The sequence below is a fragment of the Haloechinothrix alba genome (assembly GCF_900188115.1).
Classification (GTDB): Bacteria; Actinomycetota; Actinomycetes; order Mycobacteriales; family Pseudonocardiaceae; genus Haloechinothrix; species Haloechinothrix alba.
The window spans coordinates 1-24777 of the sequence record NZ_FZNW01000015.1 but is presented as its reverse complement, the minus strand read 5'-3'; the positions used below and the strand labels follow the sequence as shown (position 1 = coordinate 24777).

Here is a 24777-nt window from a genome sequence, read left to right as displayed (position 1 = left end):
AGCGACTACTCCACGGTCACGCTCTTGGCCAGGTTGCGGGGTTTGTCGATCTCCTTGCCCAGCCCCAGGGCGAGGTGGTAAGCGAAAAGCTGCAAGGCGATCGTGAACACGATCGGGTCGAGCTCGGGATGGGTACGCGGGAGCCGGATCACCTCGTCCGCGAGCCCCTCCGGAAGGTCGACGCTGGTCACCGCGATGACCGGCCCCCCGCGCGCCTTGATCTGCTCGAGCGTCGAGATGTTCTTGGCCAGCAGCTCGTCGTCGGCGACGAGCACGACAGAAGGCATGCCGCCGTCGATCAGCGCAAGCGGCCCGTGCTTGAGCTCAGCGGCCTGGTAGGCCTCCGCGTGAATGTACGAGATCTCCTTGAGCTTCTGGGCACCCTCCCTGGCAGCAGGCCAGTACCAGACCCTGCCGACGAAGAACATCCGCGCGGCCCGGCTGAACCGCTCGGCGACGCGGGCGATCCGGTCCTCCACCGCGATGACCTCGCCGATCCGTTGCGGCAACGCGTCCAGCGCGGAGACGATCCCGCTGCCACGCGAGACGGAGAGGTCTCGCACGCGGCCGAGCAGCAGGCCGAGCATCGCGAAGCACACAGCCATGTTCGTCACGGCCTTCGTGGACGCGACCGGGACCTCCGGACCGGCATGCAGGAAGACCCCGTTGCCGCACTCCCGCGCGATCGCGCTTCCCGGCGCGTTGACCAATCCGATCACGCGCCCGCCCTTGCGCTTGAGCTCCTGCACGGCAGCCAGCGTGTCCTTGGTCTCCCCGGACTGGCTGACCGCGATGTACAGCGCGTCCGGGTCGATGACCGGGTTGCGGTAGCGAAACTCCGAAGCCGGCTCGGCATCGGCGGGAATCCGGGCCCACTCCTCGATCAGGTTGGCGCCGATCTCACCTGCGTAGTAGGCAGACCCGCAGCCGAGGACCTTCACCGAGTGGATCGAACGCAGCTCGCGGGCGTCCAGGTGCAGACCACCGAGGTGCGCCGTGCTGAACCGTTCGTCCAGCCGGCCGAGAACCGCGCGGCGCACGGCTTCCGGCTGCTCGTGGATCTCCTTGTGCATGTAGTTCGCGAAGCCACCCAGCTGGTAGTCCTCTTCGGTGAGGTCGACCGTGGTCGCGGTCTTCGCGGTCCGGTTGGCGCCGAGCGTGCTTGTCCGGTAGTCACCCGCGCCGATCGTGGTCAGCTCGCCGTCGTCCAGGTAGATGACTCGCTGCGTGTGCCGGACCAGCGCGGCCAGGTCCGAGGCCACGAACATCTCCCCGTCGCCGATGCCGAGCACGATGGGGCTGCCGTCCTTGGCCACCACGAGCTCCTGCGGCCGGGTCACGTCCACGACGGCGATGCCGTACGCGCCGTCGACGCGCGTCAGCACCGTGCGCACCGCCTCCTCCAGGCTCGCAGCGCCGTCCTCCAGCTGCCCGGCTGTCAGGTGCGCGAGCACCTCGGTGTCGGTGTCGGACGCCGGCGCCACACCTGCCGCGAGAAGCTCCCTACGCAGGTCATCGGCGTTCTCGATCATCCCGTTGTGCACGACGGCTACCCGCTTGCCCGCGTCGGTGTGCGGGTGGGCATTGGCGTCGGCCGGCTCGCCGTGGGTGGCCCACCGGGTGTGCGCGATACCGGTCGTGGCGGCGTGACCTTCGCCGACGCGGTCCCGCAGCTCCGGCACGCGCACCGCTGCCTTGGTGACGTGCAGCGTGTCGCCTGCCGTCACCGCAAGGCCCGCCGAGTCGTACCCGCGGTACTCCAGCCGGTGCAGTCCCTCGAGCAGGATCGGTGTCGCCTGCTCGGCGCCGACGTAGCCCACGATTCCGCACATTCCTACCTCCCCGTCCGGTCGACCGGCGCGCCCGAACGGTCAGCCGTACACCATCCGCCTGAGCTGGCGCCTGCTGACCTCGCTGCCCCGAACGGCCTGCCCGGAATCGGGCAGGACGCTGAATGACGCTTTCAGTCCGCCGGGTGGACTGAAAGCGTCATTCAGCACACCCGCACAATGGTGGGGTGCGGGAGGTCTGGGTCGATGGCAGCGAGGCGTCGGTGCACGAGCTGGCCGACGCGCTGGCCGGTGCGCTCGCGGGCGCGGGAACGGTGCTCCCACTCGACGCGCACGACCCGCAGGCCGGATCCGTCCGTGCGGCCATGCGCCCCGGCGAACCCGTCGAGGACGCGACCACGGCGATCGTGCCCACCTCGGGCTCGACCGGGCCCGCGAAGGGTGTGCTACTGTCCGCGCACGCCCTGACCAGCTCGGCACGGGCCACGCATGCCCGGCTCGGCGGGCCGGGGCGGTGGCTGCTGGCCACCCCGGCGCACTACATCGGGGGTATACAGGTGCTGGTGCGCTCGCTCCTTGCCGGCACGCGTCCCGCGGTGCTCGACCTCAGCGCCGGGTTCCGGCCGGACGAGTTCGCCGCCGCCGCACGACCCGTGCTGCGCGGCACGGGGCCGCGCTACACCTCGCTGGTGCCCACGCAGCTCACCCGGATCCTCGACGCGGGCGGCCCGGCCCTCGAGGCCGCGAGGGCTTTCGACGCGATCGTGGTGGGTGGTGCGGCCACACCCGCACCCCTGCGCCGCCGTGCTGCCGACGCCGGCCTGACCGTCGTCAGCGCCTACGGCATGAGCGAGACCGCGAGCGGATGCGTCTACGACGGGACGCCGCTGGAGGGCGTGGGCGTTCACCTGGAGCCCTACGGTGACGGGGCAGGCGAGGGCGGCGACGGGGACACGAGCAGCGACGCCGCCTGCGATACAGGAGGGGTTCCGGGACGGATCGCGCTGTCCGGCGACGTCCTCGCGCACGGCTACCGCGCCGACCCCACCGCCACATCGGCCGCGTTCTCGGGCGGCCGGTTCCATACGAGCGATCTGGGGCGGTTCCGCGCCGATGGTCGCCTGGACGTGCTCGGCCGCGCCGACGACGTCGTCAACACCGGCGGCGTGAAGGTGCCGCCTGCGCTGGTGGAGCGGGCCCTGCTCGACCATCCCGGCGTGGACCAGGCCTGCGCCGTCGGGATTCCCGATGCCGAGTGGGGGGAGATCGTCGTCGCGGCGATCGTCCCGACCGACCCCGCCGGGCCGCCGGCAAGCGAGGCGCTGGCCGAGCTCGCCCGCGCGGCAGGCGGTCGCACGGCTGTCCCCAAGCGCATACACGTGCTCGACTCGTTCCCGGAGCTGGGACCGGGCAAGGTCGACCGCTCCGCACTGCGCAGCACCCTCACCCGGCCGGCAGGCACCGGCCGTGAACGACGTGCGTGACGCCACACCAGCAGCCCTGCCGCGTCGCCCGGCCGCGCAACGGGTACGTCCTGCACACAGCCTGTCAAGGCCGCCGTCCGACAAAGTTTGGCCGGCTCGCGTAACGGCACCGGCGGTCGCCGTACCACCCGGTAACGGACATGCTGGTACGTAGTCGGACGTCTGCGCGCGGCGCGAGAAACGTCCACCACAGAAAGTCCCCGAGCCTGTTTCCAGGAGGTCTGAGTTCGTGTTCCAGCGCATCGCGATCGTCAACCGGGGGGAGGCCGCGATGCGGCTCATCCACGCGGTCAGGGAACTCGGAGCCCAGGGCCCGTCGCCGCAGATCATCGCGCTCTACACCGACGCCGAACGCACGTCCACATTCGTGCGGGAGGCCGATGTCGGCTACTGCATCGGAGCGGCGGCGGACCGGCCGTACCTCGACCACACCGTGCTGGAACGCGCGCTGTCCGACACCGGAGCCGACGCGGCCTGGGTCGGCTGGGGATTCGTCGCCGAGGATCCCGCGTTCGCCGAGCTCTGCGAGCGCATCGGCGTCACCTTCATCGGCCCGAGCGGCGATGCCATGCGCACCCTCGGCGACAAGATCGGCGCGAAGCTCATCGCCGAGGAGTCGGGCGTTCCCGTGGCGCCGTGGAGCCGCGGCTCCCTCACCGACCTCGACTCCGCACTGCGGGTGGCCGCGGAGATCGGCTACCCGTTGATGCTCAAGGCGAGCGCGGGCGGCGGTGGGCGCGGCATCCGCGTTGTGCGCTCGGACCAGGAGCTGACCGCGGCCTTCGACAACACCAGATCGGAGGCACAGCGCGCGTTCGGCAGCGGGGTGGTCTTCCTCGAGTCACTGGTCACCGGCGGGCGGCACGTGGAAGTGCAGGTCATCGCGGACGGCCAGGGGACGGCCTGGGCGCTCGGGGTGCGTGACTGCTCGATACAGCGGCGCAACCAGAAGATCATCGAGGAGTCCTCCTCTCCGCTGCTGGACGCCGAGCAGGTCGGCGAGCTCAAGGCCGCAGCGGAACGGCTGATCGTGGCCGCCGGTTACCGCGGCGCCGCTACCGTGGAGTTCCTGTACGACCCGGACGAGAAGCAGCTCGCGTTCCTCGAGGTCAACACGCGCCTGCAGGTCGAGCATCCCATCACGGAAGCCACCACGGGAGTGGACCTGGTCAAGGCCCAGCTACACGTCGCGGCGGGCGGCAGGCTCGAGGGAGACCCGCCCGCCGAGTCCGGCCACGCCGTCGAGGCCCGGCTCAACGCCGAGGACCCGGACCGCGAGTTCGCCCCGGCCCCCGGCAGGATCACGCTGCTACACCTGCCTGCGGGACCCGGTATCCGGGTGGATACCGGGGTCGCCGAGGGGGACACCATCCCGGCCGATTTCGACTCCATGATCGCCAAGCTCATCGCCTACGGCCGCACGCGGGACGAGGCGTTCGCCAGGCTACGCCGCGCGGTGTCCGGAACCTCGGTGATCATCGAAGGCGGGGTCACCAACAAGAGCTTCCTGCTCGACCTGCTCAACGCCCCCGAGGTCACCGGTGCAACGGCCGACACCGGTTGGATCGACCGGGAGCGCGGTGCGGGACGGCTCGTCACGCACACCCATTCCGGGATCGCGCTCGCCGCCGCGGCGATCGAGGCGTACCAGGAGGAGGAACGTGCCGAGCGCCAGCGGCTGTTCACCACGGCGCACGGCGGCAGGCCACAGGTCCAGCACGAGGTGGGGCGGGCCATCGACCTCCGGCTGCGCGGCGCCGACCACCGCATCACCGTCGCGCGGATCGGTCCTCGCCGCTTCCGCGTCGCGTTCGGTGCGGGGCGGGACGACGCGGAGACCGCCCCGCGGACCGTCGACGCGCAGCTGGAGCGCTTCGACTCCGGGCGGCGGGGCGAGCAGGAGTCCGCTGCGGCCCGGTTCTCGGTCAACGGGCACACCTACCGGCTCATGACCGCCACACACGGGCCGGTTCACCTGGTGGAGGTCAACGGCGTCACGCACCGGATCAGCAGGGACGAGGGAGGCGTGCTGCGCTCCCCCGCACCCGCGCTGGTGGTGTCCACCCCGCTCGCCGAGGGCGACGAGGTCGAAGCAGGTGCACCGGTGCTCGTGCTGGAGAGCATGAAGATGGAGACGGTGCTGCGCGCGCCGTTCGCCGCGCGGCTGCGCGAGTGCCTCGTCTCGGTCGGTAGCCAGGTCGAGGCGGGCGTACCGGTGCTGCGCCTGGAGCCGGTCGGCGACACCGACGACACCGACGACGGCCCCGCGGCCTGCCAGGACACCGAGCAGCTCGGCTTGCCGGAGGTCGCGGGCGATGTCGCCGCCGCGGAGCGGGTGACACGCGGGCTCGAGGAGCTGCGTGGCCTGCTGCTCGGCTTCGACGTCGACCCGGTGGACGAGCACCGCACGCTTGCCGACTACCTCACCGCGCGGGACGAGATGGCCCGCGCCGGCGAGCGCCCGCTACGCGGGGAGGTCGAGCTGCTCGGCGTGTTCACCGACCTGTGCGAGTTGAGCAGGAACAAACCTGCCGGGGAGGAGGAGCAGGCAGACACCCGGGTACACAGCCCGCGCGAGTACTTCCACACCTACCTGCAGAGCCTCGACGTCGAGCGGGCCGGGCTGTCCGAGGCATTCCAGGCCAAGCTGGGCAGGGCGCTCGGGCACTACGGGGTCGCCGACTTCGAACGTACCGACGCACTCGAGGAAGCGGTCTTCCGCATCTTCCTCGCCCAGCAGCAGGTCACCTCGGGTGCGGCCGTGGTGACGGCGCTGCTGCAGCGCTGGATCGAGGAGGCCCCGCCAGGCAACTCGTTGCGCGACCTCGCGGGCGAGGCGCTGGAGCGGCTGGTCACCGCCACCCAGCTGCGCTTCCCGACCGTCGGGGACCTGGCCCGCGGTGTGGTCTTCCGGTGGTTCGCCCAGCCGATGCTGCGGCGCGGCCGGGCCGAGGTGTACGCGAGGGTGCGCAAACACCTGCGGTACCTCGACGAGCACCCGGACGCACCGGACCGCGAGGAGCGGATCTCCGAGATGGTCGCCAGCCCCGAGCCGCTGGTGCGGCTGCTCGGGCAGCGCATCACCCGGCCGGGCACCGACCTGGGGCCGCTGCTGGAGGTCCTCGTTCGCCGTTACTACCGCACACGGGGGCTGGAGAACGTCCGCTGCGAGCACGTCGGCGGGCGGGCACTGGTCTCGGCCGAGTACGACCTCGATGGTCACCGGCTACGCCTGATCAGCACGGCAGCCGATATCGCCGAACTGGGCGACGCGGCTCGCGCCGTCGCCGAGCTGGCCGGGCAGACCGACCTGGCAGGCCTTGTCGTCGACATCTACCTGCATTGGGACGACCAGCCGGACGACGCCGACGCCAAGGCCGCCGCGTTGCGTGGGGTGCTCAGCGAGATCCCGCTTCTGGCGAAGGTGCGCAGGGTGACGACCTCGGTGGCCGGGCGCACCGGCGACGCGATGCATCACCACTTCACGTTCCGCCCCGCCGCGACCGGGCTGGCCGAGGAGCGCCTGATCCGCGGTATCCACCCGCTCATCGCGCAGCGGCTCGAGCTGCAGCGGCTACGCAACTTCGACGTCACCCGCCTGCCTTCGGCCGACGAGGACGTCTACCTGTTCTCCTGCGTGGCGCCGAGCAACCCCTCCGACGAGCGGCTGGTTGCGATGGCTCAGGTACGCGACCTGACCCCGCTGCGCGACACGAACGGCAGGGTGGCCGCGCTGCCCGCGGTGGAGGGCACCCTGGCTGCCTGTGTCGACGCGATCCGGAAGGTACAGGCGCAACGGCCGGCCAAGGGCAGGCTCGACACCAACCGGATCCTCATCTACGCTTGGCCGCCGAGCGAGCTGACCGCTCAGGAGATCAACTCGATCGCGCAGCGGGCCGTGCCCAGCACGGCAGGTGCAGGCATCGAGGAGGTGATGTTCCTCGGCAGGCAGCGCGACCACGCGACCGGCGAGCTGCGGGACGCCGCCGTACGGGTCTCGTACGAGCCCGAGTCCGGCGTCCGGCTGGACGTGACCGAGCCGGATGTCGAGCCGATCAAGCCGCTGGACGACTACGACCAGAAGGTGCTGCGGGCACGCAGGCGCGGCACCGTCTACCCCTACGAGCTGGTCGACACGCTCGCCGGCTCAGAGGGGACGTTCACCGAGTACGACCTCGACTCCGCCGGCGAGCTGGTGCCGGTGGACCGGCCGAAGGGGCAGAACAGCTCGGCGATCGTGACCGGGGTGGTGAGCACCCCGACGGAGCGGCACCCGGAGGGGGTGCGCAGGGTGGCCCTGCTCGGCGACCCGACCAAGGCCCTCGGCGCGCTGGCCGAGCCCGAATGCTCCAGGGTGATCGCCGCGCTCGACCTTGCCGAGCGTATGCGACTGCCGGTGGAGTGGTTCGCCGTCTCCGCGGGCGCGAAGATCTCCATGGACTCCGGTACGGAGAACATGGACTGGATCGCGGCCGTGATCAAGCGGATCGTGGAGTTCACGCAGGGTGGCCGCGAGATCAACATCGTGGTGGCCGGGATCAACGTCGGAGCCCAGCCGTACTGGAACGCCGAGGCCACCATGCTCATGCACACCAAGGGCATCCTCGTGATGACGCCCGACTCGGCGATGGTGCTCACGGGCAAGCAGTCGCTGGACTTCTCCGGAGGGGTCTCGGCCGAGGACAACTTCGGCATCGGCGGCTACGACCGGGTGATGGGCCCGAACGGCCAGGCCCAGTACTGGGCCCGCGACCTCGCGGGGGCGCGCGACGTGCTGATGCGGCACTACGAGCACAGCTACGTCGCGCCGGGCGAGTCAGCGCCGCGCCGCGCGCGGACCGACGACCCCGTCGACAGGGACGTATCCTCTTCCCCGCACGAGCACGAGGGCAGCGACTTCACGCGGGTAGGTGAGATCTTCTCGGCGGAGACCAACCCCGACCGCAAGAAGGCGTTCGACATCCGCACAGTGATGCGCGCCCTGGCCGACGCCGACCACGAGATGCTGGAGCGTTGGGCGGGCATGGCCGACGCGGAGACCTCCGTGGTCGCCGACGCCCACCTCGCGGGCATCCCGGTGTGCCTGGTGGGCATGGAGTCCCGGTCCGTTCCACGTCGCGGGTTCCCGCCGACCGACGGTCCCGACACCTACACCGCGGGTACGCTGTTCCCCCGCTCGTCGAAGAAGGTCGCGCGGGCGATCAACGCGGCGAGCGGGAACCGGCCACTCGTCGTGCTGGCGAACCTGTCCGGGTTCGACGGCTCCCCGGAGTCGCTGCGCAAGCTGCAACTGGAGTACGGAGCCGAGATCGGCCGGGCGATCGTGAACTTCGACGGCCCGATCGTGTTCTGCGTCGTCTCGCGGTACCACGGCGGCGCGTTCGTGGTGTTCTCCAAGGCGCTCAACCCGAACATGACCGTGCTCGCCGTGGACGGCTCGTTCGCATCCGTGATCGGGGGCGCCCCTGCCGCGGCCGTGGTGTTCGCCGGGGACGTCAACGCTCGCACCGCCGCCGACGAACGGGTACGCGAGCTGGAGCAGCGGATCACGAACGCATCCGGGCCGCAACGTGCCGCGCTGACCACCGAGCTGGACGAGGTTCGTGCCTCGGTGCGCGCGGAGAAGCTCGGCGAGGTGGCCACGGAGTTCGACCGTGTGCACAGCATCCGGCGCGCCGTCGACGTGGGATCGGTGGACGCGATCATCCAGCCGGACGAGCTGCGACCGCGGATCGTCGCGGCGCTGGAGCGCGGCTTGGACGGGTAGGTGCGGCCCGGCCGCACGTGCGCGGCCGTCAGGACGGGGTACCGGCGGCCGCGCACGTACGGTGGGAAAAAATGATCCCATGGCCACGCTCGCTGAATGGATCGAAGGGGCACGCCCCCGCACGCTGCCGAACGCCGTCGCCCCGGTACTCGCGGGCACCGGGGCGGCGGCGTACGCCGGGCACGCGTCGCCTGCGTACGCGGCACTCGCCCTGGTCGTGGCGCTCGCCCTGATCATCGGCGTGAACTTCGCCAACGACTACTCCGACGGCATCCGGGGTACCGATGACCGCAGGGTCGGGCCGGTGCGGCTGGTCGCCACCGGGCTGGCAACCCCCGCATCGGTTCGCGCGAGCGCGCTGAGCTGCCTGGTCGTCGCCTGCGTCGTCGGTGCCACGCTCATCGTGCTCAGCGGCCACTGGTGGCTGTTCGCGGTCGGGGCGGCCTGCGTCGCCGGTGCGTGGTTCTACACCGGCAGTGCCAAGCCGTACGGCTACGCGGGCTTCGGTGAGCCCGCCGTGTTCGTGTTCTTCGGGCTCGTCGCCGTGCTCGGCACGATGTACGTCCAGGCAGACGTGGTGAGCCCGACCGCGGTTGCGTGCGCGGTCGCCATCGGCGCGTTCTCGGCAGCGGTACTGCTTGCCAACAACCTGCGGGATATCCGGAGTGACTCGGCGGTCGGCAAGCGGACCCTTGCCGTACGGCTGGGCGACGGGGGTACGCGCAGGCTGTACGTGGCACTGCTGGTGCTGCCGTTCGTCGCGAGCCTGCTCGTCGGTACGTGGCATCCGCCTGCCACCTTCGCCGTGGTGTCCGCACTGCTGCTCATCGCCCCGCTACGGACGGTGCTCGGCAGGCACGCCGGCTACGCGCTCGTTCCCGTGCTGCGCGACACCGGCCTGGCGATGCTGCTGTGGGCGGCTGTCACCGCGACCGCGCTGGCGTTCGGATAGGAGCCGAAGGTGACGTTGGTTCCATCCAGGGAGCCCGACGTCACATCGGGCTCCCTACCGGGGGATCGAAGCGGCCGGTGACGAGGAAGTCGTCGAGCACCGCGCGATGCGGTCGCAGGTCAAGGCCTTGCGCGGCGACCCAGCTGTCGTCGTAGTAGGTGTGCGTGTAGCGTTCGCCGCCGTCGCAGACCAGGGTCACCACACTGCCGGTCTCCCCCCGCTGCACCATGCGCGCGATCACCTGGAAGGCGCCGTACAGGTTGGTGCCCGTGGAGCCGCCCGCACGGTGGCCGGTGTACTGCAGCAACAACCGCATGGCCGCCAGCGAGCCGGCGTCCGGGACCCGGATCATCTCGTCGATCACCTCGGGCAGGAACGAGGGCTCCACTCTCGGCCGCCCGATCCCCTCGATCCTGGAAGGCATCCCCGTCGTGTAGTCCATGGCCCCCGTCTCCCACGCGTGGCAGAACGCGGAGTTCTCCGGGTCGACGACGACGATCCTCGTGGGGTGCCTGCGGTAACGCACGTACCTGCCGATGGTCGCGCTGGTCCCGCCCGTACCCGCGCCCACGACCACGGCACTCGGTACCGGGTAACGCTCCTCACGCATCTGCATGAAGATCGACTCGGCGATGTTGTTGTTACCCCGCCAGTCCGTGGCCCGCTCGGCGTAGGTGAACTGGTCGAGGTAGTGGCCCCCGCACTCCGCGGCGAGCCGCTCCGCCTCGCTGTACATCTCCGGCGCGGTGTCCACGTAGTGGCAACGTCCCCCGTAGAACTCGATGAGCTCGATCTTCTCCTTGCTCGTCGAGCGAGGTACGACGGTGACGAACTCGAGCCCCAGCATGCGCGCGAAGTACGCCTCCGACACGGCCGTGGACCCGCTCGATGCCTCGATCAACACCGTCTGCGGCCCGATCCTCCCGCTGACCAGCCCGTAGAGCAGCAGCGAACGGGCAAGCCGGTGCTTGAGGGACCCGGTCGGGTGCACCGACTCGTCCTTGAGGTAAAGATCGATGCCCCATCGCCGGGGAAGCGGGAACATGTGCAGGTGCGTGTCCGCGCTGCGGTTGGCGTCGGCGTCGATGATGCGGATCGCCTCAGCCACCCAGTCACGAGTCGAGTACTGGCCCATGGCGGCCGATTATGCAGACCCGGGCCGCGACCGGCCCGGGTCGTCCTCGGCGGCATCGGTGGTCTCGTCGCCCTCGTCCCCGGCACCGGTACCGTCCGTCACGCCGTGCCCAGCGGCAGCAGCCGAGCCGGCGACCGGGCCTGCCTCATCCGGCAGCTCCCCGCGCAACTGCGCACGTAGCCGCGCGCGTTCCGCCTTCCGCCGCTCACCACGCTCGGCCAGACCGGCGGTGACGCGCGCGTTCAGCCCGCGCAGCAACAACAGGCCCAGCGGCAGCGAGAGCACGAGGGCGATCGCGATCGCCACGAGCAGCGGCACGTTGACGAGCACCAGCACGATGGTGCCTGCTGCCACGAGCCCGAGCCTGGCAAGCAGGTACAACGTCAGGTCGACGGCGAAGTCGCCACCGGCCCGCCCGGTACGCCACTCGTTCACGGTGCCCACGCTACGCTCCACGGTCAGGTGCCGTTCGTGCCGCCGCCCGCCAGCGCGGTGTTGTTCGGGCGCCCCTCGAACCGGGTGGACAGCACGACCGTCGTGTGCGTGCGCGAGACACCGGGAATGCGGCGCAAGCGCCCCAGTGCCAGCTCCAGGTCATCCATGGTCGGCACGCGTACCTTCACCACGAAGGCGTCGTCACCGGCCACCGCGTAGCAGCTCTCCACCTCTTCCAGCTCGGCGAGGGCATCGGCCACCGCGTCGTCGGATGCGGTGTCGGACGGTTGCACGCCGACGAGCGCGGTCACGTCCAGACCCACGGCCCGGGGGTCGACGACGGCGTGATAGCCGGTGATGACCCCGGCGGCCTCGAGCTTGGCGACACGCTCGTGCACCGACGACGCCGAGAGGCCGATATGACGCCCCAGCTCGGCGTACGTCGCCCTGCCGTTGTCCCGCAGGGCGGCAATGATCTTCCGATCTATCGCGTCCACAGTGCCTCATCGAACAGGATGGGGGTCGCGGCCGCGCGCCGGGAAGCTCCGATGGACACGCGGGCGGCACTCCCGATGTGCTGATGTCTCGCCAGCAGGTTACCTTCCCGGGGTCCCCGCGGCGCGCGGGACCGAACGTGGCGGCGCCACACCGGCCGGTTGTACCGGCCGCAACTCGCTCACCGCGTGAACCGGCTGTGCTTTCCTCGGCCCGCTCGCCGGGTGAGCGACCAGAGGCGATGCCCGATTCATCCCCTTACCTACTCTTTACTCTCAGCCAACCGTTCGAGTACCCGCCAGGCGAGATGCGACGCTTGTGGCATCAAGCAGCCAGTGCTGCCAAGATAGGGTATACCTGCACGATTGGCGGCGGGTATCGCACTGATCGCGATAAGGAGGTCAGATCATGACCGCGACCGTGCCTCAGTCGGGGGGCCGTCTGCTCACGCCCGGCGAAGTCGCAGAGCTGTTCCGCGTCGATCCGAAGACCGTGACCAGGTGGGCGGCCTCGGGCAGGATCGGCTCCATCCGCACGCCTGGCGGGCACCGCCGTTTCCGGGAAGCCGAGGTCAACGAGCTTCTCGCCAAGTTGACATCGGAGGCGGTCGAGTAAAATTCGACATTAATGCCCCGGTTTCCCTCTCCCCCGCCACGAATGCGGCTAGTCTCGGGGTAGAGGACACCAACGCGGCACAGCGGGAAGGAGCGAGCATGCACTACCTGCTCGCAGCGGTCGGCGTAATCACGATCGCGGTGCTCTTGTGGCGGGTGTTGAGTTCCGAACGCGGCGACACCACGCCGACACACAAGGCAGCGCCCGTCGCACCGGACGACGACCCGGACTTCCTTCGCAAGCTCAGCGAGGAACAGCGCAGGAAGCGACGCGACGACGAGCAAAACTAGCCGTCCCGGCCAGAAGTGCCCCACGCCCCCTCGGGAAACCGAGGGGGCTGTGAGTTCTCCCGGGCCACCGTGCCCGTGACCGTTCCCGGCAACCCGGTCCCGGTGCGGGTTCGGCGAGGTCTCCCGGTACGAGTCGTCAAGGACTGGTGAAGCCGTCGGCGACCGTCGCGCCGAGCTCGAGCAGCTTGAGCCGCGTCCCTTCCTGGAGCTGGTCCAGCTCGATCTCGGCACCTTCCTCCAGATGCGCGTCGAAGGGGATCCGGCACACGGCACGAGTACGTGCCCCGAAATGAGCCTCGAGCTTGTCCAGGTCGACCGAGCTCATCTTCGGCCTCACCGAGTTGATCACCACGACGGAGCGCTGCACCAGACCGCCGTAGCCGTGCGCGTCCAACCAGTCCAGCGTCGCCGAGGCACTGCGCGCACCGTCCACCGAGCCTGATGAGACCAGTACGAGTGCGTCCGCGACATCGAGGACACCCTTCATCGCCGAGTGCATCAGCCCGGTACCGCAGTCGGTCAGCACGATGTTGTAGAAGTGCTCGAGCAGGTCGACCGCACGGCGGTAGTCCTGCTCCGAGAACGCCTCGGACACCGCAGGGTCCTGCTCGCTCGCCAGGATCTCCAACCTGCTCGACCCCTGGGACGTGTAGGCACGTATATCGCTGTAGCGGTGGATCCGGTCGGCGTCCCGGAGCAGGTGCCGCACCGTCGCCGTCGTCTCCATGGGTATCTTCTGTGACAACGTGCCCCGGTCCGGGTTGGCGTCGATGGCGACGACCCTGTCCCCGCGCAGCGACGCGAAGGTCGACCCGAGGGTGGTCGTGGTCGTCGTCTTGCCGACACCACCCTTGAGGCTGAGCATCGCGATCTTGAAACAGCCGCGCAGGGGTTGGTTCACCCGCGCGATGAGCTCCCTGCGCCGGCGGTCGGCGGGGCTCTCACCCGGGTTGATGAGATGCCCGCTCGCCACGTAGACGGCCTTGCGCCAGCCACTCTGCGGGCGACGCTTCACCGGTTTGATCAGCTGGGCCGAGGCCAGCTCATCCGGACCGGCAACGGAATGCCGGCCCCGGCGCGGGCGTCGCATATCGTCCACCGGGTGCGCCGCCTGCGGCTGCGCTCCGGGATGCGGCTGCCCGGGGGCGTACTGCTGCTGGGCCTGTTGCTGGGCCTGTTGCTGGGCCTGCTGCTGGGCTTGTTGCTGGGCTTGCTGCCAGGGCGGCTGCGGCGGGCCGAGCGGGGGGAACGGTTGCTGGTTCTGGTCGTACGGCAACCCGCCGCGCGGGTCACCCTGCGCGGTGCCGGGTCCCGCAGCGTGCGCGGGGTCCCCCGGAGGCACGACCGGCGGCAGCTCCTGCCGAGTCGCCGAATCCGCCGGTGCCCACCCCGCCTGCGCCTGTTGCTGCTCATCCACGGGCGGGTGCGGATGCGAGTCCGTGCGCTCCTCCGCTGACTCCAGGCCGTCGACGTGCGAGGGCTGTCGAGTCGTTGCCTCGTTGTCCGGCTCGCTCACTCGTGTGGTCCTCCCTGTCCGGCCCCGGTCGGGCCATTCGCCGTGCGCGCTGGGTCCTGCCGCCGGTACTCCCCTGCTGGTACTTCCTGCTGGTACTTCCTGCTGGGGCCCGCCACGTGCGCAACGTCTGCGGTGCCGACGACACGTGGTCGCCGCACCCACCCCGACGGTAGTCGCACCAGGCCACCCCGCGCAGAGTGGCCGTCCCCGCCCACCCGACGGCGGGCTCGAGCCGAAGGGCTCCTCGGGCACCACATATGCACCGGGAGGCCCCTCGGCCCGCTCTCACGCGGGCAGGCCGCTAGTCCACCTGAGCGTACGAGTGCAGGCCCGCCACGACGAGGTTGATGAAGAACAGGTTGAACACCACGACCGCGAAGCCCGCTATGTTGATCATCGCGGCACGGTCCCCGCGCCAGCCGGCTGTCGCGCGCGCATGCAGGTACGCGGCGTAGATCACCCAGGTGATGAACGCGACCGTCTCCTTGGGGTCCCATCCCCAGAAGCGGCCCCAGGCCGACTCCGCCCAGATCGCCCCCGCGATCACCCCGAAGGTGAACAGCGGGAACGCGAAGACCGTGACGCGGTAGGCAACCCGGTCGAGCAGCTCCTTCGACGGCAACCGCCGCACCAGGGAGGAGAACCGGGCCGGGTCGCGCTGGTGCGCCGAGTGGAACAGGTACAGCACGCTGGCGACGCCGGGCACCAGGAAGATCCCGGAGGACGCCGCAGCGGCGGATACGTGGATGACCAGCCAGTAGGACTGCAGCGCGGGCTGGACAGGGACCGCCGTGCTGTACAGCAGCGTGCCGCCGAGGAACAGCAGGAGGACGACGGGCAGCAGCACGAACGCCGACAGGTGCCGCACAGCGTGCCTGCTGATCACGACAAGCCAGGTCACGACGGCCGCGAAGCACAGCACCATGAGGAACTCGTACATGTTCCCCCACGGTGCGCGGCCCGTGGACCAGCCACGGAACACCAGCGCGGCCAGGTGCAGCAGCATGCCGAGCACCATGACGGCCACACCCATGCTGCCGAACCGCTCGGCCCGCCCCCTGTGGCGGCGTTCGGCGGGGCCCACGGCCGGGCTCTCCGGAGGCTCCCCGCCGCCGGCCGTCGCCACGGCGGACTCGTCCTGGCCTGCCACGGCGCGCGTCCCTGCGCGCTCGGCCGCCTCCTGCCCTTTCCTGCCGAACGCCTGCTCGACGAGGAACAGGATCATGGCCAGCAGGTAGATGGCCGCCGCCGAGCTGTACGACCAGTCGGACAGCTGCGACAGAGTTGCGTTGACCGGCATCAGCTGCGATTCCTTTCCGAACCGTTCCGGGCGTCCCACTCGCCGCCCGTATCGTCGAGCAGGTCCGCGGCCAGCCGGGTGAACTCCTCGCCGTACCCGGCCTGGTCGGTTCTCGCCAGACCACCGACGTGCACGAGGCTACCCGCGCCCCCGTCGCCGGACGGGCTCACCCGGATCCACAACCTGCGGCGTTTGACGATCAGCGAGGCCGCCAGCCCGACCAGCATCACGATCGCGAACGCGAGCACCCAGCCCTGCGTGGGATCGTGCGAGACCTGCAGCGACGCCCATCGGTGGACCCCGTCGAAGGAGATGCGGGTGCCGTCGTCGAGCTGGATCTCCTCACCGGGCCGGAGGTTCTCCCTTGCGACCCGCTCCAGCCTGTCCTGCTCGACCATCTTCTCGTCGATCTCGAAGATGGACTGCCCGTAGCCGGAGTCGATGCCGAGGTCGCCACGCATCACGTCGACGGCGACGGCCGGGTCGTCGAGGCCGGGAGCGGACGAGGTGAGGATCTTGCCGTTGAAATGCGCCGTCGGCGCGAACAGGCCAGTGATCGCGATCTGGTTGGAGCGCCGCCGGGCCTCGTCGGTGACCCCTGGCGGGTCGAACTTGGTCGCCCCGTCGGACAGCAGGGTGATCTGGTCGTTCGGGCGCCACTGGGTGGCCTTCGTACGCTGCTGCCCGTCCGGGAAGGTCACCGTGAACTCCGGCGCGAACCCGTGACCGAGGAGGTATACCCGGTCCCCTTCGGTGCGCAGCGGGTGATTGACCTGCAGGTCGTACGGCCGCCACGTGTCGTCGCGCAGGTCGTCGCCGGACTGGTACTCGATGTCGGCGCGGTAGTTCTCCGGCTGGCCGTTCGGCAGGTAGTCGGCCTCGAAGTCGTTCACCCGCACGCAGAACGGCGTCAACCCGGTCCCGTCGACGTTCAACCCCGCGTTGAACGTGTCGTAGGCATAGATCCCGGAGTTGCAGAACTCCGAGCCGTCGGCGTGCACGATCACCTGACCCTCGTACTTGTACATGTGCCCGACGGCGAAAGCGATGATCAATCCGAGCAACGCGAAATGGAACACGAGGTTGCCGGTCTCCCTCAGGTAACCGCGCTCGGCGCTGATGGTGCGTGCGCCGTCCTGCTCGGTGCGTTCGACGCGGCGCCACCTCGACAGCCGGTCGTGCGCCCTGGCGACCACCGTGTCCGGATCCGCGCGCAGCTGCCCCTCGCGGTGATGCGGCATCCGCGCGAGGTTGCGTGGCGTCAGGACGGGTCGGGCGCGCATCGACCTGACGTACTCGACGCTGCGCGGCACCAGGCACCCCACAAGGGACACCAGCAGCAGCAGGTAGATCGCGGAGAACCACACGCTGCCGTAGACGTCGAAGAACTGCAGCCGGTCGAGCAACCTGCCCCACCAGCCGTAGTCCTCGATGTAGCGGGACACGGCCGAGGCGTCGACCATCCGCTGCGGCAGCACGGCGCCGGGGAAGGCGGCGAGCGCGAGCAGGAAGAGCAGGATCAGCGCGACCCGCATCGACGTCAGGCCACGCCAGGTGTTGCGCGCGAACGCCAGCGCCCGCCGCGCCGGGGTGTCGCGGTAGGTCCGCTCCCGCCCTGCGGGATCGCCGTCTCCTCCAGTGGTCATATGGGCAGCACCACGTCGGTGATGAACGCGTCCCGCATCCACGCCATGAGCCAGCCCCAGAAGCCGGAGACGAGCATGATCCCCACCCCGAGCATCAGCACGCCGCCGAAGATCTGCACGCGGCGGCTGTTCCTGCGCAGCCAGCCGGTCGCCCGCATAGCCCAGCGGGTCCCGAACGCGATCAGCACGAACGGCAGGCCGAGTCCGAGGCAGTACACCACGACGAGCAGGAACCCCCTGGCCGCCGTCTCCCCCGTCGAGCTGGCGATGGCCAGCACCCCCGCCAGGGTGGGACCGACACACGGAGTCCAGCCGAGCGCGAAGACCCCGCCCAGCATGGGAGCTGAGACCATGCCGGCGCGCGGGACGGCGTGTACCCGCACCTCCCGTTGCATGAACGGGACCAGGCCGAGGAACACCAGCGCCATCGCGATCGTGAGTACCCCGCCGACGCGTTCGAGCAACCCCTGATTGATCAGCAGCGCATCGGCGAGCCACACCACTCCGCCGATCCCGGCGGCGAACACCGCGGTGAATCCGAGCACGAACAGGACGGCGGCGAGTACGACCCGGTACCGGCCCGCACCCCGCTCCTCGTGTTCCGAGACGGCGGGAGCGTCCGCGCCGACCATGGCGGACATGTACGCGAGGTAACCCGGCACCAGGGGAACGATGCACGGCGACGCGAACGACACGAGCCCTGCGAGCAGCGCGACGGCGGCCGCGAACAGCAGGGGCCCCGATACCGCCAGCTCAGTCACGCCGTCCACGCAACCCAGCGTAGGCAGTGGCGTGCGTCTCAGCCCTTCCGGGGCACTACTCGGCAGCCAGACGCTCGACCTCGGGGCGCAGGTCCTCGTACAGCAGCTCCCGCAGGAACACGGCCGCCACACGCTGCTGGCGGTCCACGATGATGGTGGACGGCACGATGTTGCGCGGGTAGCCGGACAGCGCGAGCAGCGACTTGCCAGGCGGGTCGTAGATCGACGGGTAGTCCAGCCCGCGGTCGGCCATGAAGTCCTGCGGGGCCTTGCGCGACGGGTCGCGCACATCGATACCCAGGACCTGAACTCCCTCGTCGGAGTACTCCTCGTGGATCCGCTGCATCACGGGGGCCTCCCTGCGGCACGGACCACACCACTGGCCCCAGATATTGATCACGATGACCTCGCCTGCGAACTCCTCCGTGGAGATCTCCTCGTCCTCGTCGAACAGGTCCTCCCCGGCCACGGGAGGCATGTCCTGCCGTTCCTCGACCGGGTACCGGATGTCCGTATCGCCTCCCGGTGCGACGAAGCTGAAGTCGCCACCCGCGGGGGCGCCATCGGCGCCTGCCTCGCAACCGGTCACGGCCAGCAGCGCCACCGCTGCCAGCGCCGCGTACGCCGTCCACCGGGTCATGCGCCGGTCACCTTCGGGTCGGTACGTCCCACCGGTTCGCTGTACACGACCTCGCCCAGCATCTCACCACGGAAAACCAGGCTCGTCACCGACGCGAGCGAGCACTGCCGGTTCCGCGGGTCGTGCCACAGCCTGCGCATCTCCAGGAACCGTCGCAGGGTCCAGATCGGCAGCTGGTGCGACACGCACACCGCCTCACTTCCCTCGGCCGCCTCCCTGGCGGAGTACACCGCGGCCAGCATGCGCCGTGCGATCTCGGTGTAGGGCTCACCCCAGGACGGTGTGAACGGGTCACGCAGCTTCCACCAGTGCCGTGGCTCCCGCAGCACGCCGTTGCCGACCGACACGCGGTATCCCTCGAACTGGTTGTCCGACTCGATCAGCCGCTCATCGGTGCCGGTCTCCAGGCGGTGCGCGTCGGCGATCGGCTCCGCGGTCTGCTGCGCGCGTTCCAACGGCGACGAGACCACGTGCACGATGTCGTGCCGCGCGAGCGTCTCGGCTACCGTGACCGCCTGCTTCACGCCACGCTCGGACAGCCGGTAGCCGGGCATCCTGCCGTAGAGGATGCCCTCGGGGTTGTGCACCTCGCCGTGCCGCACGAGGTGCACGACGGAACGCGCGCTGTCCGAACCGGGGCGGCTCATGCCGTCGCTTCCGCCGCGGCCCGCGCCGCCGCAGGCAATGCCGCCTCGATGGCCTCGAACGCGTTGTCGTCCATCGCGGTGTTGACGAACCATGCCTCGAACGCGCTCGGTGGCGCGAACACGCCCTGCTCGAGCAGGGCGTGGAAGAACGGCCTGTAGCGGAACGACTCGGCCTTGCGAGCTCCGTCGTAGTCGTGCACCGGCTCCTCGCTGAAGAACACCGACACCAGGTTGCCGGCCTGTCCGATGGTGTGGGCCACCCCTGCCGCCGACAGCGCCTCCGTCAGCATCGTGCTCAGCCGCTGCGCGTTGGCGTCCAACACGTGGTACGTCGCCTCATCCGCGGCCCGCAGCGTCGCCAGCCCGGCCGCGGCGGCCACCGGGTTACCGGCAAGCGTGCCCGCCTGGTACACCGAGCCGCTCGGCGCGAGCATGGCGAGCACGTCGGCCCGGCCGCCGAACGCAGCGGCAGGCAGGCCTCCCGACATGACCTTGCCGAAGGTGTACAGGTCGCCGGCCACCCAGTCGAGGCCGTACCAGCCTGCCGCCGACACCCGGAACCCGGTCATGACCTCGTCCATGATCAGTAGGGCGCCGTCCTCCGCCGTCAGCCGACGCAGCTCTGCGTTGAACCCGGGCACGGGAGCGACCGCACCCATGTTGCCGGCGGCGGCCTCGGTGATCACCGCGGCGATCCGGCCCGCATGCTCGGCGAAGCAGGCACGCACGGCCTCGATGTCGTTGTACGGCAGCACGATGGTGTCTGCGGCCTGCGCGTCGCTGACCCCTGGCGAGGTCGGCAGGCCGAGCGTCGCCACCCCGGAGCCCGCCTGCACGAGCAGCGCGTCCACGTGACCGTGGTAACAGCCCGCGAACTTGACGATCTTGTCGCGGCCGGTGAAGGCGCGCGCCAGACGGATCGCGGTCATCGTCGCCTCGGTTCCGGAGTTGACCAGCCGTACCTGCTCGACCGGATCGACCCGCCTGATGATCTCAGCGGCCAGGTCCACCTCGCCCCGCACGGGCGTGCCGAAGGACAGCCCCGAGGCGGCGGCGGACCGGACGGCCTCGACGACGGCCGGATGGGAGTGCCCCAGGATCATCGGCCCCCAGGACGAGACCAGATCGACGTAGCGGTTGCCGTCCTCGTCGGACAGGTACGCGCCCTCGCCGGAGACCATGAAGCGTGGTGTCCCACCGACCGAGCTGAACGCCCGCACCGGCGAGTTGACCCCTCCGGGGATGACCGAGGTCGCTCGCTCGAACAATTCCTGCGACTGCTGGATCCGCACACTCACAGCAGCCAGTCTGGCACGTGGCCTGTCGGGAACGAGCAGGGGTCAGGTCGTGCCTGTCCGTCCCACCTACCTGTTGCGCGGGGCCTGCGCGAGGGACTGTTTCAAGATCGGTGGGTTCGGCCCGACACGCCGGGCTGAGGTTCGGCGGGATGGGCACGGAGTGTGATGACTGTAGATGCCATGACGACTGGGACTTCGAAGAGGCCGGCTGGTGAGGCCGAGGCGGACGCGCAGGAGCGGCTGGCCGCCGAGATGATCAAGCAGGCGCAGGAGCAGGGTCTGGCCCTGACCGGGCCGGACGGGCTGCTGGGGCGGCTGACGAAGACGGTGCTGGAGACCGCGCTGGACGCGGAGATGACCGAGCACCTCGGGCATGCCAAACACGCTGATCAGCCCGGCAGGGAGGGCTCGAACGTGCGTAACGGTGCCCGCACGAAGACCGTGGTCTCCGACGCTGTCGGCGAGGTCGCGGTGGCTGTGCCGCGGGATCGTGAGGGCAGTGTCGAGCCGGTGATCGTGAAGAAGCGGCAGCGGCGGTTGGGCAGTGTGGATGAGATCGTGTTGTCGTTGCATGCGAAGGGTTTGACGACGGGCGAGATTTCTGCGCATTTCGACGAGATTTATGGTGCGTCGGTGTCGAAGGAGACTGTGTCGCGGATTACCGATACTGTGGTGTCGGAGATGGCTGAATGGCAGTCGCGTCCGCTCGATGAGGGGCGGTTTCTAGTGAACGTTGCGAATCGTTGTTGTGGTGTGTCGACGGTGCCATTGTTGCATCAGTTGGTGCGGGCTCCGGTCGCCTAGGCATTGGCGTGGTCGGTGGTTGAGCTCGGTGGCGATCTCGTCGAGTTGTTGGGCCGTCCACGCACGTAGGTCGGTTCCCTTCGGTAGGTACTGGCGCAGCAGGCCGTTGACGTTCTCGTTGCTGCCGCGCTGCCAGGGTGAGTGCGGGTCGGCGAAGTAGATCGTGACGCCGGTGGCGTGTTCGATCCGTTCGTGGTGGAACATCTCGTTGCCCTGATCCCAGGTCAAACTGCGGCGCAGGCCGGTTGGAAGCTGGGTGAACGCACCGATGAGCGCGTCACCGACCGACGGGGCGGAGTGGTCGCGGTCGAGCTTGACCAGCAGTGTCAGCCGCGTTTTGCGTTCCACCAGCGTGGCGATCGCGGAGCGCTGGGCAGCGCCGACGATCAGGTCACCTTCCCAGTGGCCGACCTGTCGGCGGGTTTCGACGCTGGCCGGCCTGGTATGGATCGACCGCATCGTCGTGGACTGTTTCAGCGCGCCGTCGCGGGAACGGCCCCGGCCACGGCGGTGCCGATAGGTGCGACCCGTGCGCAGAACTGCCGGATCCGCTGGGACGATCACACCGCGATAGACGGCTTCATAGATCGTCTCAGCGCAGACATGCCACGAGGTCCGACGCGGCCAGCGCCGTCGCAACCACCGGCTGATCTGCGCCGGCGACCACCTCGTGGCCAACGTGCCCGCCACCACCGCGCGCAACGCGGCATCGATCGCGAAGCGGCGAGGCTTGGGGCGTTGGCGGCGCAGGTACGCCTGGTTGTGCGCATACCACGGTTGATAGCGCCCGTCCGGCTTGCGGTTGCGGGCGATCTCCCGATACACGGTTTGGTAGCTCTTGCCGATCCGAGCGGCGATGTCTGTAACCCGCTCTCCGCGGGCGAGCCCATCGGCGATCTCAATCCGATCGTCCTGGTTCAGATACCGCGAGCTAATCGGTTTGTCGATGGCGTCCACCCGGCCAGCATCAACGAACCACACCGACCCGCAGCTCAACGACACACCCACTGCCTGGGCAGCTGCCGAGCCTGACCATCCAGCCCGAATCAGCTCGAAGTAGCGGCGCTTGACCGCCACCGGCATCCTGTTCTGCCCACCACGCGGCATACGAACCCCTTCCCATCAGGATTCGCAACGACCGATGGAAACCGCCAGGTGTACGCGGCGGTGTTTATCGACGCGATTGTCGTGAAGGTGCGGGATGGGCAGGTGTCGAATCGCGCGTTTTACGCGGCGATCGAGGTGACACTCGAGGGGCGTAAGGACGTGCTCGGCTTGTGGGCCGGCACCGGTGGTGAGGGCGCGAAGTTCTGGCTGCAGATGTTGCAGGACATGCGCAATCGTGGGATGCGGGATGTGTTCTTCGTGGTCTGCGACGGGTTGACGGGCCTGCCGGAGGTGGTCGCTGACGTGTGGCCGCAGGCGCGGGTGCAGACGTGTGTGATCCATCTGATCCGGAACTCGTTCCGGATCGCGTCCAAGCGTGATTGGGACGCGTTGAAGAAGGACCTGAAGCCGATCTATGCGGCCCCTACCGTGGGTGCCGCGGAGGTGGCGTTGGACGAGCTGGAAGACAAGTGGGGTGGCCAGTATTCGGCGATGATCAGACTGTGGCGTACCGCATGGGAGGAATTCACACCGTTCTTGGATTACGATCCGGAAATTAGGCGCGTGCTGTGTTCCACAAACGCCATCGAATCGTTGAATGCGCGGTATCGTAAGGCCGTGCGGGCATGAGGACATTTCCCGACCGAGCAGGCTGCGCTAAAGTGCCTGTACCTGGCCACCCGGTCACTCGACCCGACCGGCAAGGGACAAGCACGATGGACGATGCGGTGGAAACCGGCATTGAACGCGTTCGCGACCACGTTCGGTGACCGCTGGCCGAGCGCACAGAAGTACTAACCGCAAACGCCGAAAACACCGAACTTGTTACAGACCCGCTCGAGATGGTGTCCTTGCTGATCCGGGCACCGGGGAGGTCTCGGCGAAATGCGCCGAGACCTCCCCGGTGGTCAACCCGCGGGCAGTCAGCGACAGCACCATCTCGTTGACCCCCTGCAGCCGGCGCTGGCGCTTACGCACGATCTGCGGGTCGACCGAGCCGTCCCGGTCGCGGGGTACCTCGATGGCGACCGGGCCGATATCGGTGGTCACCGTCTTGGTGCGGGTGCCGTTGCGCGAGTTGGCGCCGTTGCGCCCGGCCGGGTCGTGCTTGTCATAGCCGACATGCTCGGCCAGCTCCGTCTCCAACGCGGTCTCCAGCACCTGCTTCGTCAGCCCGGTCAGCAGCCCATTCGGCCGGGTCAGCTCCACACCCTCGGCACGCGCCTTGGCCACCAGCTCCGCGGCCAGTTCCTGCTGCTCAGTCGTCAACGAGTCCATCGACTCGATCATCTCGGTCATGAGCGATCCTTCCCGCCAAGCAAGCTCGGCGTGTCAGGACCACTTACACCATTAGCTGGCTCTGGCTCACATTCGGTGGTGACGGTGTGTGTCGGTTCTGGGTGGTGCCAGGGTGAGTCCGGTGTGACGTTGATCAACTTCTGAACATAGTGTTATCGGGGCTGTCTTCGGTGGTCATTGAGGGTGTCGACGATAGTGCCGGGGCTATCGTGGTGCGGCCCTCGACGCCGTGTGGGCCGGTGGCCTGCCCGGGATGTGCCGTCCCGACGGGGCGGGTGCACGGCTATATCGTGCGGCAGGTCGCCGACGTGCCGGTGGACGGGCGGTGGGTCATGCTGCGGGTGCGAGCGCGACGGATGCGTTGTCCACGACTTGGTTGTCGACGACAGACTTTCCGTGAGCAGCTGGCCTGTGTAGTTGAGCGGTATCAGCGCCGCACCGCCCGGCTGGCTGCGCAGGTGGGCCGTGTCGTGGCCGAGCTGGCCGGGTTCAGTGTCGGGATGTCACGGCACACCGCACTGCGGGCGCTGCTGCGGCTACCGGTTCCGGTCCGGCCGGTGCCCGCCGTGATCGGGGTGGACGATGTCGCCCTGTGTAAGTGACAGCGCTACGTGACCGTGACCATCAACGCGGAGACCGGCGAGCGCGTCGATGTCCTTGCCGACCGCACGGCTGACACGCTCGAGGCCTGGCTGCGCAAGCATCCCGGCGTGCAGGTGGTCTGCCGGGATGGCTCCGGCGCATATGCCGAAGCCATCCGACCTGCGCTGCCCACCGCGGTGCAGGTCGCTGATCG

At 69.4% G+C, this 24777-nt stretch carries 17 protein-coding genes and 4 pseudogenes; 8 read left to right on the top strand and 13 right to left on the bottom strand.

Going from position 1 to position 24777, the window contains the following annotated elements:
• Positions 1-5: 5 nt before the first annotated feature.
• Positions 6-1832: a glutamine--fructose-6-phosphate transaminase (isomerizing) gene (gene glmS, locus CHB84_RS15115; protein WP_089302265.1), complete on the bottom strand. Its 1827-nt coding sequence runs from the start codon at positions 1830-1832 to the stop codon at positions 6-8.
• A gap of 185 nt (positions 1833-2017) precedes the next feature.
• Here glmS and CHB84_RS15110 point away from each other — a divergent pair, with 185 nt between their 5' ends.
• The 3 genes from CHB84_RS15110 to CHB84_RS15100 all read left to right on the top strand — a co-directional run bounded on the left by CHB84_RS15110 (position 2018) and on the right by CHB84_RS15100 (position 9993).
• Entirely contained in the window at positions 2018-3274 is a 1257-nt protein-coding gene (locus CHB84_RS15110; protein WP_089302264.1) for an AMP-binding protein, read from the top strand.
• A 229-nt stretch (positions 3275-3503) separates the two neighbouring features.
• Positions 3504-9041 carry an ATP-binding protein gene (locus tag CHB84_RS15105; protein WP_089302263.1) on the top strand — a complete coding sequence of 1846 codons (5538 nt, stop codon included), beginning with the start codon at positions 3504-3506 and terminating at the stop codon, positions 9039-9041.
• A 79-nt stretch (positions 9042-9120) separates the two neighbouring features.
• Entirely contained in the window at positions 9121-9993 is an 873-nt protein-coding gene (locus tag CHB84_RS15100) for a 1,4-dihydroxy-2-naphthoate polyprenyltransferase (protein ID WP_089302262.1), read from the top strand.
• A gap of 40 nt (positions 9994-10033) precedes the next feature.
• Here the strand turns inward: CHB84_RS15100 and cds1 are convergent, their stop codons facing one another.
• The 3 genes from cds1 to CHB84_RS15085 are packed head-to-tail and all read right to left on the bottom strand — an operon-like array spanning position 10034 to position 12060.
• Positions 10034-11128 (bottom strand): L-cysteine desulfhydrase Cds1, encoded by a 1095-nt coding sequence (gene cds1, locus CHB84_RS15095; protein WP_089302261.1) that lies wholly within the window; start codon positions 11126-11128, stop codon positions 10034-10036.
• A 9-nt stretch (positions 11129-11137) separates the two neighbouring features.
• A complete protein-coding gene (locus CHB84_RS15090; protein WP_245818767.1) occupies positions 11138-11572 on the bottom strand; it encodes a DUF4229 domain-containing protein in 435 nt (144 codons plus the stop codon).
• A gap of 14 nt (positions 11573-11586) precedes the next feature.
• Complete coding sequence (locus CHB84_RS15085) at positions 11587-12060, bottom strand: Lrp/AsnC family transcriptional regulator (RefSeq protein WP_089302260.1); 474 nt, start codon at positions 12058-12060, stop codon at positions 11587-11589.
• A gap of 406 nt (positions 12061-12466) precedes the next feature.
• Between CHB84_RS15085 and CHB84_RS15080 the strand changes: the two genes are divergently transcribed.
• Together CHB84_RS15080 and CHB84_RS15075 are read left to right on the top strand one after the other, a co-directional pair.
• A complete protein-coding gene (locus CHB84_RS15080) occupies positions 12467-12673 on the top strand; it encodes a BldC family transcriptional regulator (protein ID WP_089302259.1) in 207 nt (68 codons plus the stop codon).
• A gap of 98 nt (positions 12674-12771) precedes the next feature.
• Positions 12772-12963 carry a hypothetical protein gene (locus CHB84_RS15075; protein WP_089302258.1) on the top strand — a complete coding sequence of 64 codons (192 nt, stop codon included), beginning with the start codon at positions 12772-12774 and terminating at the stop codon, positions 12961-12963.
• A gap of 136 nt (positions 12964-13099) precedes the next feature.
• Here CHB84_RS15075 and CHB84_RS15070 read toward each other — a convergent pair whose 3' ends face one another.
• The 7 genes from CHB84_RS15070 to hemL form a co-directional block, all read right to left on the bottom strand.
• Positions 13100-14479, bottom strand: a complete 1380-nt coding sequence (locus CHB84_RS15070; protein WP_089302257.1) for a MinD/ParA family ATP-binding protein — start codon at positions 14477-14479, stop codon at positions 13100-13102.
• A 301-nt stretch (positions 14480-14780) separates the two neighbouring features.
• Positions 14781-15779 (bottom strand): c-type cytochrome biogenesis protein CcsB, encoded by a 999-nt coding sequence (gene ccsB / locus CHB84_RS15065; protein ID WP_089302256.1) that lies wholly within the window; start codon positions 15777-15779, stop codon positions 14781-14783.
• A complete protein-coding gene (gene resB, locus CHB84_RS15060) occupies positions 15779-17425 on the bottom strand; it encodes a cytochrome c biogenesis protein ResB (protein ID WP_089302255.1) in 1647 nt (548 codons plus the stop codon). Before resB ends, ccsB begins: the two co-directional genes overlap by 1 nt.
• Positions 17422-18195 carry a cytochrome c biogenesis CcdA family protein gene (locus tag CHB84_RS15055; protein ID WP_089302254.1) on the bottom strand — a complete coding sequence of 258 codons (774 nt, stop codon included), beginning with the start codon at positions 18193-18195 and terminating at the stop codon, positions 17422-17424. Before CHB84_RS15055 ends, resB begins: the two co-directional genes overlap by 4 nt.
• A gap of 46 nt (positions 18196-18241) precedes the next feature.
• Complete coding sequence (locus CHB84_RS15050; RefSeq protein WP_089302253.1) at positions 18242-18826, bottom strand: TlpA family protein disulfide reductase; 585 nt, start codon at positions 18824-18826, stop codon at positions 18242-18244.
• Positions 18823-19473: a histidine phosphatase family protein gene (locus CHB84_RS15045; protein WP_089302252.1), complete on the bottom strand. Its 651-nt coding sequence runs from the start codon at positions 19471-19473 to the stop codon at positions 18823-18825. Before CHB84_RS15045 ends, CHB84_RS15050 begins: the two co-directional genes overlap by 4 nt.
• The gene (gene hemL / locus CHB84_RS15040) at positions 19470-20765 is read right to left on the bottom strand and encodes a glutamate-1-semialdehyde 2,1-aminomutase (protein ID WP_425432308.1); all 1296 of its coding nucleotides are present in this window, start codon (positions 20763-20765) and stop codon (positions 19470-19472) included. The genes CHB84_RS15045 and hemL overlap by 4 nt, the downstream gene beginning before the upstream one ends.
• 186 nt (positions 20766-20951) lie before the next feature.
• Between hemL and CHB84_RS15035 the strand changes: the two are divergent.
• Positions 20952-21482, top strand: a pseudogene (locus CHB84_RS15035) (transposase); the annotation flags it as partial.
• Between the two features lie 12 nt (positions 21483-21494).
• Here CHB84_RS15035 and CHB84_RS15030 read toward each other — a convergent pair.
• Complete coding sequence (locus tag CHB84_RS15030) at positions 21495-22658, bottom strand: IS30 family transposase (RefSeq protein WP_217898571.1); 1164 nt, start codon at positions 22656-22658, stop codon at positions 21495-21497.
• A gap of 69 nt (positions 22659-22727) precedes the next feature.
• On the opposite strand from CHB84_RS15030, the pseudogene CHB84_RS15025 reads away from it, so the two are divergent.
• Positions 22728-23480 (top strand): annotated as a pseudogene (locus tag CHB84_RS15025) (IS256 family transposase); the annotation flags it as partial.
• Between the two features lie 40 nt (positions 23481-23520).
• Here CHB84_RS15025 and CHB84_RS15020 read toward each other — a convergent pair.
• Positions 23521-23960, bottom strand: a pseudogene (locus CHB84_RS15020) (transposase); the annotation flags it as partial.
• Positions 23961-24121: 161 nt separating this feature from the next.
• Here CHB84_RS15020 and CHB84_RS15015 point away from each other — a divergent pair.
• A pseudogene (locus CHB84_RS15015) lies at positions 24122-24777 on the top strand (transposase); the annotation flags it as partial.